This is a genomic window from Lelliottia wanjuensis (assembly GCF_030238365.1).
Lineage (GTDB): Bacteria > Pseudomonadota > Gammaproteobacteria > Enterobacterales > Enterobacteriaceae > Enterobacter > Enterobacter wanjuensis.
In genome coordinates, this window is sequence record NZ_JASSOT010000066.1 from 163,944 (window position 1) to 173,260 (window position 9,317).

Here is a 9,317-nt window from a genome sequence, read left to right on the forward strand (position 1 = left end):
GTTCTCAGGCGTCGGATGGCGCCTGAGAATCAATCAGTGTTTCAAGCGCCTCAGGTTTTCCAATCAAATACCCCTGCAGATAATCGATCCCCAGCGCATTCACCGCGCAGCGAATCGCTTCGCTTTCCACATACTCAGCCACCACAAGCATGTTCTTCATTCGTGCAAGATGGCACATCGACGCCACAATCTGGTAATCCAGGCTGTTGTCAGCGATATTGCGAATAAAGCTGCCATCAATTTTTAGCATATCGGCATCGATGCTTTTCAGGCGCGCATAGCTCGCATACCCGGTACCAAAATCATCTATGGCTACCCGGCACCCCATCTTCTGCAGCTGTTTAACAGTCTGCCTGGCGAGATCGGCATTACCAAACCCGCTGCTTTCGGTGATCTCAAAGATCATCTGCCAGGCTTCGATGCCGTACTTTTTCAGTAGCCGGTGAACGTCGAGCGGGAACTGTGACCGGCAGATGGTTGAGGACGACAGATTTACGGCAAAACGCTGCCCTGGCAATCTGTCACGATGCTCGGCCATAAATTGCAGCGTACGTTCCAGCACCCATAAATCGACGCGCGACGACAAACCAAACTCCAGCGCCACAGGCAGGAATTTATCCGGCGAGAGCAGCGCGCCGTTCTCCCCTGGCATGCGTATCAAAATTTCGTGGTAATGATCGCCCCGGATCCCCTGCACCCGTTGCGCCATTAATCTGAATTCATCTTGCTCAAGTGCCCATTGCAGGCGGTTCATGATGGCAACTTTGTCTTTCAGCGTACGCTGCAGATGCATGGCGCCGCGCTGCTGAAGATTCTCAGGATGGTTAGTGGATAGCGACAAATCGGCAATGATGCTCAGCTCACCCAGCAGTAAATAGAGATGGTTCACCGGGGAGCGCACGCAGCAATAGCTCATGCCCACCTGCGGCTGCAGCGGCATTCCGTCCCAGATGAAACGAAACTCTTTGATCTTCTTGTCGAGCTCTTCAATCCGCAGCGCGTGAGATTCAGTGTTCAGCCGAATCGCCAGGTCGCAGCCCGAGAGCTGATAGACACACTCGTTCGGCTGGAGCGAACTTTTGAGCCACTCGGCCAGTTTTTGCTTGTACTGGATGCGCAGCAGCACGCCATAGTTGCGGCCCAGCACTTCGAGCTCCGGAATACGCAGCATACAGAGCGCAGACCAGGGCGATTTCGTCAGCGCCCGCGTCATTGCGCGCAGATTCGGCATGTGAACGACCGGATCGAGAAACGCCAGACGTCTTGCGTGAAGGGTGATCACGCGCTGGCGCGTGGCCAGCATCGACATGTAAATCACTACAAAAGAGAACACCAGATAGCTGGACGAGGTGATCGCCAGCTGGATGTCGTAGCCCTGGCCCAACGGGATATAGCGGTAAAAATAGTGAATGGCGACCATCAGCACTGGCGTCCAGATAAGAGACATCAGCTTATAGCCAAACCGCATCGCGCCCCACAGCATCAGCGGCATCAGCAACGACAACGTATAGTTAGTGCTGAAAATGGTACTGGTATCGCTCAAGGGGATCAGCAGGAGAGAGAGCAAACCGCCCAGCGCCGCGAGCCAGAGGATAAATTCCGCAACGGTCACTTTCTTGTCGATCTGCGTTCGGATCTGTGACATCAGCGCCCTTAAATAGCGCGGATGGCGGATGATCCGGATCAGCAGATAGCTCAGCGGCACGCCCGTCAGCCCACCCACCAGCAGCCCCTGAAAATTTACCAGAGTGCGTATGGTCAGCGGGTTCAGCCCCGCCATACTCTGGCGAGTCTCGTAGATCCCAAGATAGACCGCAAACTGAAACAGCACCAAAAACAGCGCCGACGGGCACAATACCTGCCAGAAAAGTCGTAGCGCCATGAGCTTTGCATCGCCGTAGGCCACCATATTTCGCGGAGGAGAAAACACGCGGTATCCGCCCCAGCTGAGCGTCAGGGGAACGATAAAATGACAGATGACCGCCGCCGTTTCAAAAATACCGCTCGTGGAGTGATAGCGAAGAAACAGCGCCAGAATGATACCCGGAAGGGCCGACAGGCCGAAAAACAGCAATAAGGTGAGCAGGAATGCCAGCGGCATGTAATAGAGGGCAATGATCCCGCCATTTAAGTGGGTATAGGTGCTGGCAAAACTAAATATGGGCAGAAAAATGACAGGCAAAATCAGGGGGAGCGCCCACCACCGGTCTTTGTGCTGCTTCAGGAATAATAGAGTGTTCATAGACGCCTGGTTGAGACCGTTTGATCCTGAGGGTAGTTGCAGACAGGCATCTAACCTGACGAGCTGACGCACACCGCTTTCATAGAGAGAACATCGTGGAGGGAGGATTTTAGTGATCAATGGCGGTTGAGAATTGATTTAAATCAACGCCAGCGCATTAAAAGATCAAATATTACAATTTTTCCTTGAGGTTTTCCGTTTTCTATCAATGCGGTAAATAATTGCATCGCTATCGATAACATCAACTAATTATTACACTGACGATTTTTTACACACTTCGTAATTGACCCTTGACGCCCACTGTGACTTAATAGTCCCATCGCCCAAAAGGGTATGCCCAGGAAAATACAGTGAGTCAGGCAACGCGTATGCACAAACGACATCGATTTAACACTCGAATGACCCGCATTATCTTGCTTATCAGCTTCCTGTTTTTCTTTGGCCGCTTCGTCTATTCCTCCATCGGTGCCTGGTACCATCATCAGGACAAAATCCAGTCTCAGCAGGTGAGTCAGCCGTTGGATGCTGCAATTCGGTAGTTTTCTCGCGTAGTAAATGAATCAGTTCTGTAATTCCATTGCTGTGAATTTTCTCATGGCTTAAGACGTTACCTAACTGACGATGCAGAATCGAGGTTTAACGATCTCACCGTTCGGCAGCTTTCTCGACCGCCATGCGTGGCACGGATCATACGCTTAATGGCTTCGATACAGCCCAATCTCATCACAGATGATCACCTCCAGACCATAACCGTTAAACCTGCCATCAATTAAATCCCGTGAGCCACTTCCTGATTCAAACGTAATCATGGGAAGTACGTGCAATGACTGCGGCGTTAATAGTGGAATATCTCGGTCCTGCGCCTACGAAAGTATCAGGACAAACTCTTCATCGAGCACTGACATCACCTCCAGTGCCCGATCGCTTGCCGGAAATCTGACCAGACGGTTCTCCTCCACGACCCGCACAACAACCAGCGTATTCCCTGTCGTAACACTGACGCATATTAACTGATAATTATCACGCACCTGCTTTTGCAACAATGGCACCTCCCTTGCTGAAACAGCCTGATATTGCGCTTGTGTGTTGTTGATTCCGGCGCAGCTTATGGCAGCGGTGTCGCCGTTTGCTTACGCATAGCTAAATTGGGAACTGGGTGTGTTCGGGGCAAGGAGGGTGGAGTGTGGATTAACAGTGGTGATTTTGGGCAGGCGGTGGTGATGGTGGGACAACCCTCTGGCAAGTCAGAGGGTTTTGGGTTAACAAGAGAAAACTATTCTTAAGCATCTCTTTAAATCGAAAATGCGACAAAGAAGCACATCGGTGATACCCGTAGGTTAATGAACATTTATATAATATATATCAACAAATTACGCATTTTCAATCGATAGCAAATTCTTTATCGCTTGAAGGTCATTCGTTCCTAACGAAGCGGTAATCACGCAAATAATTAAACAACATTATTTATTACATTATTTTTCTTGCAATTCTTTAATACGTTTCTCTTCTTCAAGTTTCCTGCGTTTCAGCCACAGGCTTAACACATTACCTTTTAGAGGGTTAACCTCCTCTGAAAAAGGTTCAAGTATTATAATTGTGAAAAAACCTATCCCAGAAACAATTGCCCCGCCGTAAAGAAAGAGCTCAACGTCCGACCTGGCAAGGTGGTAAACACCATCAACTAGAGCAAGAGAACAAAATAAAGCATAAATAGTAAGAATAAATAATGCTGCAATACGTAGTATTTTATACATATTAAAAACCACTAATTAACTTCGGCTGTGAATGTGTCGTGAAACTAATTTGTCAGATTCCGCCAGTTGACTATGTAACATTCACGCTATACGCGATCCTTTTTGTCTATCTTGTCATTGTAACCAAGATTCCCATCTCCTAAACTCATTCAAGTTAAGGGTATTAAAAAGTAACAAGTTATTCTTTTATGCGTACTAGCATAGAACAATATCCAAACTCATTAATAGATCTAGATCTAAGATATTTTCACAACATCACAAAAATAGATATTTCTTTCGAACTTAGTTTATTCATAGAACTAATGAGCTCATTAAATACTCTTAAGCTGTTTTCAGTTACCGCATAGCTACTTAAATCATGTGCCTTGTATGACCTCAGCATTTAATTTTATTGGTGATTTCACAACAGATATGTAGTTATATACCTGCCATAAATATATAAAAACATAAGCGATTCAACTTGATATAAAAAACCCTCTGCCAAAGCAGAGGGTTCTGTGTGACTAGAGGTGTGATTTATTCCCACTCAATCGTCGCTGGTGGCTTACCGCTGATGTCATAAACGACACGGGAAATCCCGTTCACTTCGTTGATGATGCGGTTGGATACGCGGCCCAGGAAGTCGTACGGCAGGTGCGCCCAGTGGGCAGTCATGAAGTCGATGGTTTCGACAGCACGCAGGGAGACAACCCAGTCGTACTTACGGCCATCGCCCATCACGCCAACGGAGCGGACTGGCAGGAACACGGTGAACGCCTGGCTCACTTTGTTGTACAGGTCGGCTTTGTGCAGTTCTTCGATGAAGATAGCATCCGCACGACGCAGCAGGTCGCAGTACTCTTTCTTCACTTCGCCCAGCACGCGCACGCCCAGACCTGGACCCGGGAACGGGTGACGGTACAGCATGTCGTACGGCAGACCCAGCTCCAGACCGATCTTACGCACTTCGTCTTTGAACAGCTCACGCAGTGGTTCAACCAGACCCATCTTCATTTCTTTCGGCAGGCCGCCCACGTTGTGGTGAGATTTGATGACGTGCGCTTTACCGGTTGCGGAAGCTGCGGATTCGATCACGTCAGGGTAGATGGTGCCTTGCGCCAGCCATTTCACGTCTTCCAGACGCAGCGCCTGTTCGTCGAACACTTCAACAAACACGCGACCGATGATTTTGCGTTTGGCTTCCGGATCGTTCTCACCTGCTAATGCGGACAGGAAACGCTCTTCGCCTTCGACGTGAACGATGTTCAGACCGAAGTGGTCACCGAACATGTCCATGACCTGCTGGGCTTCGTTCAGACGCAGCAGACCGTTATCCACGAAGACGCAGGTCAGGTTTTTGCCGATCGCGCGGTGCAGCAGCATCGCAGTGACGGAGGAGTCCACGCCGCCGGACAGGCCGAGGATGACTTTATCGTCGCCAACCTGTTTGCGGATACGCTCAACGGCATCGTCGATGATTTTTGCTGGCGTCCACAAGGCTTCACACTGGCAAATATCGCGAACAAAGCGGTCCAGCATGCGCATACCCTGACGGGTGTGGGTCACTTCCGGGTGGAACTGCACGCCGTAGAAGCGTTTTTCTTCGTTCGCCATGATGGCAAACGGGCAGCTTTCGGTGCTGGCAACGGTCACGAAGTCGGACGGGATCGCGGTCACTTTGTCGCCGTGGCTCATCCATACGTCCAGCAGCGGTTTGCCTTCTGGGGTCAGGGAATCTTCGATGCCGCGAACCAGGGCGCTGTCGGTCAACACTTCGACCTGCGCGTAGCCAAATTCACGCTCGTTAGAGGACTCTACATGGCCGCCCAGCTGCATCGCCATGGTCTGCATGCCGTAGCACACGCCGAATACCGGAACGCCAGCTTCAAACACGTATTGCGGTGCGCGCGGGCTGTTATGTTCGGTGGTGCTTTCCGGGCCGCCGGAAAGGATGATGCCGCTTGGGTTGAACTCACGGATTTGTGCTTCCGTCACATCCCACGCCCACAGCTCACAGTAAACGCCGAGTTCGCGCACGCGACGTGCCACCAGCTGTGTGTACTGAGAGCCGAAATCCAGGATAAGAATGCGATGTTTATGAATGTTTTCCATTATTGACGCTAATTCCGAGGCAAGTGAAACAAAGCGCCCGGCATTGAGCCGGGCGCGGAAACTTATCAGGAGCCCAGACGGTAGTTCGGGGACTCTTTGGTGATCGTCACGTCGTGAACGTGGCTTTCCTGGATACCTGCACCGCTGATACGCACGAATTCCGCTTTAGTACGCAGCAGATCGATAGTACCACAGCCGGTCAGACCCATACAGGAACGCAGGCCGCCCATCTGCTGGTGGATGATCTCTTTCAGACGCCCTTTGTACGCGACGCGACCTTCGATACCTTCCGGTACCAGTTTGTCAGCGGCGTTGTCGGTCTGGAAGTAACGGTCAGAAGAGCCTTTGGACATCGCGCCCAGGGAGCCCATGCCGCGGTAAGATTTATAAGAACGACCCTGGAAGAGTTCGATTTCGCCCGGGGATTCTTCGGTACCGGCCAGCATAGAGCCCACCATCACCGCCGCTGCGCCTGCCGCGATCGCTTTCGCGATGTCGCCGGAGAAGCGGATACCGCCGTCGGCGATAACCGGAACACCGGTGCCTTCCAGCGCTTCTACCGCGTCGGAAACCGCAGTGATCTGTGGAACGCCCACGCCGGTTACGATACGGGTAGTACAGATAGAGCCAGGACCGATACCCACTTTCACCGCGCTGCAACCGGCTTCTGCCAGGGCACGAGCGCCTGCGCCCGTTGCCACGTTACCGCCGATGATCTGCAGGTCCGGGTATTTCGCACGGGTATCACGAATACGTTGCAGAACGCCTTCGGAGTGACCGTGTGAGGAGTCGATCAGCAGAACGTCAACGCCTGCTGCAACCAGCGCATCCACACGCTCTTCGTTGCCCGCACCTGCGCCCACTGCCGCGCCCACGCGCAGACGGCCACGCTCGTCTTTACAGGCGTTTGGTTTACGTTCTGCTTTCTGGAAATCTTTAACGGTGATCATGCCGCGCAGGTGGAAGCTGCTGTCGACAACCAGTGCTTTCTCAACGCGTTTTTCGTGCATTTTAGCCAGCACGACTTCACGGGTTTCACCTTCACGCACGGTGACCAGACGCTCTTTCGGCGTCATGTACACGCTGACAGGCTGGTTCAGGTCGGTCACGAAACGCACGTCACGGCCGGTAATGATGCCGACCAGTTCGTTGTCTTCGGTCACAACCGGGTAGCCCGCAAAGCCATTGCGCTCGGTCAGCGCTTTCACTTCGTGCAGGGTGGTGGTTGGCAGAACGGTCTGTGGGTCGGAAACGATACCGGATTCATGTTTCTTCACGCGGCGAACTTCTTCCGCCTGACGCTCGATTGACATGTTTTTGTGAATAAAGCCGATGCCACCTTCCTGTGCCAGGGCGATAGCCAGGCGCGCTTCAGTCACGGTGTCCATTGCCGCAGAGAGCATAGGAATGTTCAGGCGAATGGTTTTCGTCAACTGCGTGCTGAGATCGGCAGTATTCGGCAGAACGGTGGAATGAGCGGGAACGAGGAGGACGTCGTCAAACGTCAGTGCTTCTTTAGCGATACGTAGCATGGGCAATATCTCTGACCTGGGTGGTTAAATATTGCCGTGGCATTATACAGAGCGTAACCGATTGCATCTACACTTTTTTATAAAAAATGCTTGCGATTACCTCCGGTCGGGTTACTATCGACTGAATAACTTGCTGATTTAGAATTTGATCCCGCTCACATGTTATCCTCCCAAAGCCCCTCAATTTATACCGTTAGCCGCCTCAATCAATCGGTTCGTTTGCTGCTCGAGCAGGAAATGGGACAGGTTTGGATCAGCGGAGAGATCTCTAATTTCACGCAACCTTCATCCGGGCACTGGTACTTTACCCTGAAAGACGACACCGCTCAGGTGCGCTGCGCGATGTTCCGCAACAGCAATCGTCGGGTCACGTTCCGCCCTCAGCACGGCCAGCAGGTTCTGGTTCGCGCCAATATCACCCTGTATGAGCCGCGCGGTGATTATCAAATCATTGTCGAGAGCATGCAGCCCGCGGGCGAAGGCTTGTTGCAGCAGAAATACGAGCAGCTAAAAGCGAAGCTTTCGGCAGAAGGCTTGTTCGAGCAACAGTTCAAGAAATCCCTGCCCTCTCCCGCCCATTGCGTGGGGGTGATTACCTCTAAAACCGGTGCGGCGCTGCACGATATTCTGCACGTGCTCAAACGTCGCGATCCGTCGCTGCCTGTCGTTATTTATCCGACTGCCGTTCAGGGCGATGATGCGCCGGGGCAGATTGTGCGCGCCATTGCGTTAGCCAACGCGCGTCAGGAGTGCGACGTGTTAATCGTCGGGCGTGGCGGTGGCTCTCTGGAAGATCTCTGGAGTTTTAACGACGAGCGCGTGGCGCGGGCGATTTTTGAAAGCCAGATTCCGATCGTCAGCGCCGTCGGCCATGAAACCGACGTTACCATCGCCGATTTTGTCGCAGATATGCGCGCGCCTACGCCGTCGGCTGCCGCTGAAATCGTCAGCCGGAACCAGCTGGAACTCTTGCGCCAGTTGCAGAACGGTCAGCAGCGTCTGGAGATGGCGATGGACTATTTCCTCGCTAACCGCAATCGTCGTTTCACCCAGCTTCAACACCGCCTGCAACAGCAGCACCCGCAGCTACGCCTGGCGCGTCAGCAAACGGTGCTTGAACGTCTGCGCCAGCGGATGAACTTCGCGCTGGATAATCAGCTTAAGCGCGCCGTTTCGCGTCAGCAACGCATGACCCAGCGCCTCAATCAGCAAAACCCACAGCCGCGCATCTACCGCGCGCAAACCCGCATGCAGCAGCTTGAGTATCGTCTGGGCGAGAATATCCGTGCCCGTCTGAGCAGCACCCGTGAGCGTTTTGGCAACGCGGTGACGCATCTGGAAGCCGTTAGCCCGCTCTCGACGCTGGCGCGCGGCTACAGTGTGACCACGGCGACCGACGGCAGGGTACTGAAGCAGACCAAACAGGTGAAAGCCGGGGACGTGCTCACCACCCGTCTGGCCGACGGTTGGGTAGAAAGCGAAGTGAAAGGAATTACGACCGCCAAAAAGACGCGCAAGAAAAAGCCAGTTTAAACCGGCTTTGACGTATCTGATGTTGCCGGGTGGCGCTTCTGTATGACCGGATACATAGGTGACAGATCAGACCGGGAACATAGGTAACACTTTCTAGTCTATCCGGACCACACTCTCGGTTTTTCGGTCGTAGTACGCAAGCGTTATTCCATTAAAGATGATGGC

6 protein-coding genes and 1 pseudogene are annotated in these 9,317 nt (G+C 52.5%); 3 read left to right on the forward strand and 4 right to left on the reverse strand.

The genetic code is table 11. The features are described from left to right. Positions 1 to 4: 4 nt before the first annotated feature. Positions 5 to 2,242 carry an EAL domain-containing protein gene (locus tag QQF33_RS19815; protein ID WP_285149804.1) on the reverse strand — a complete coding sequence of 746 codons (2,238 nt, stop codon included), beginning with the start codon at positions 2,240 to 2,242 and terminating at the stop codon, positions 5 to 7. A 368-nt stretch (positions 2,243 to 2,610) separates the two neighbouring features. Between QQF33_RS19815 and QQF33_RS19820 the strand changes: the two genes are divergently transcribed. Both QQF33_RS19820 and QQF33_RS25805 read left to right on the forward strand, forming a co-directional pair. After that, positions 2,611 to 2,781, forward strand: a complete 171-nt coding sequence (locus tag QQF33_RS19820) for a YfgG family protein (RefSeq protein WP_282495503.1) — start codon at positions 2,611 to 2,613, stop codon at positions 2,779 to 2,781. 544 nt (positions 2,782 to 3,325) lie between these two features. Then, a pseudogene (locus QQF33_RS25805) lies at positions 3,326 to 3,451 on the forward strand (MFS transporter); the annotation flags it as partial. Between the two features lie 263 nt (positions 3,452 to 3,714). On the opposite strand, the gene QQF33_RS19825 reads toward QQF33_RS25805, so the two are convergent. The 3 genes from QQF33_RS19825 to guaB all read right to left on the reverse strand — a co-directional run bounded on the left by QQF33_RS19825 (position 3,715) and on the right by guaB (position 7,619). Continuing rightward, entirely contained in the window at positions 3,715 to 3,996 is a 282-nt protein-coding gene (locus QQF33_RS19825) for a hypothetical protein (RefSeq protein ID WP_285149803.1), read from the reverse strand. A 516-nt stretch (positions 3,997 to 4,512) separates the two neighbouring features. Beyond that, the gene (gene guaA / locus QQF33_RS19830; RefSeq protein ID WP_285146928.1) at positions 4,513 to 6,090 is read right to left on the reverse strand and encodes a glutamine-hydrolyzing GMP synthase; all 1,578 of its coding nucleotides are present in this window, start codon (positions 6,088 to 6,090) and stop codon (positions 4,513 to 4,515) included. A 62-nt stretch (positions 6,091 to 6,152) separates the two neighbouring features. Then, the gene (gene guaB / locus QQF33_RS19835; RefSeq protein ID WP_282495504.1) at positions 6,153 to 7,619 is read right to left on the reverse strand and encodes an IMP dehydrogenase; all 1,467 of its coding nucleotides are present in this window, start codon (positions 7,617 to 7,619) and stop codon (positions 6,153 to 6,155) included. A 159-nt stretch (positions 7,620 to 7,778) separates the two neighbouring features. Here guaB and xseA point away from each other — a divergent pair, with 159 nt between their 5' ends. Continuing rightward, complete coding sequence (gene xseA / locus QQF33_RS19840) at positions 7,779 to 9,152, forward strand: exodeoxyribonuclease VII large subunit (RefSeq protein ID WP_285158465.1); 1,374 nt, start codon at positions 7,779 to 7,781, stop codon at positions 9,150 to 9,152. Positions 9,153 to 9,317: the final 165 nt, after the last annotated feature.

Coding starts and splice junctions, on each gene's coding strand:
- QQF33_RS19815 (WP_285149804.1), bottom strand. CDS start 2,242: ATGAACACTCTATTATTCCTGAAGCAGCACAAAGACCGGTGGTGGGCG.
- QQF33_RS19820 (WP_282495503.1), top strand. CDS start 2,611: ATGCACAAACGACATCGATTTAACACTCGAATGACCCGCATTATCTTG.
- QQF33_RS19825 (WP_285149803.1), bottom strand. CDS start 3,996: ATGTATAAAATACTACGTATTGCAGCATTATTTATTCTTACTATTTAT.
- guaB (WP_282495504.1), bottom strand. CDS start 7,619: ATGCTACGTATCGCTAAAGAAGCACTGACGTTTGACGACGTCCTCCTC.
- xseA (WP_285158465.1), top strand. CDS start 7,779: ATGTTATCCTCCCAAAGCCCCTCAATTTATACCGTTAGCCGCCTCAAT.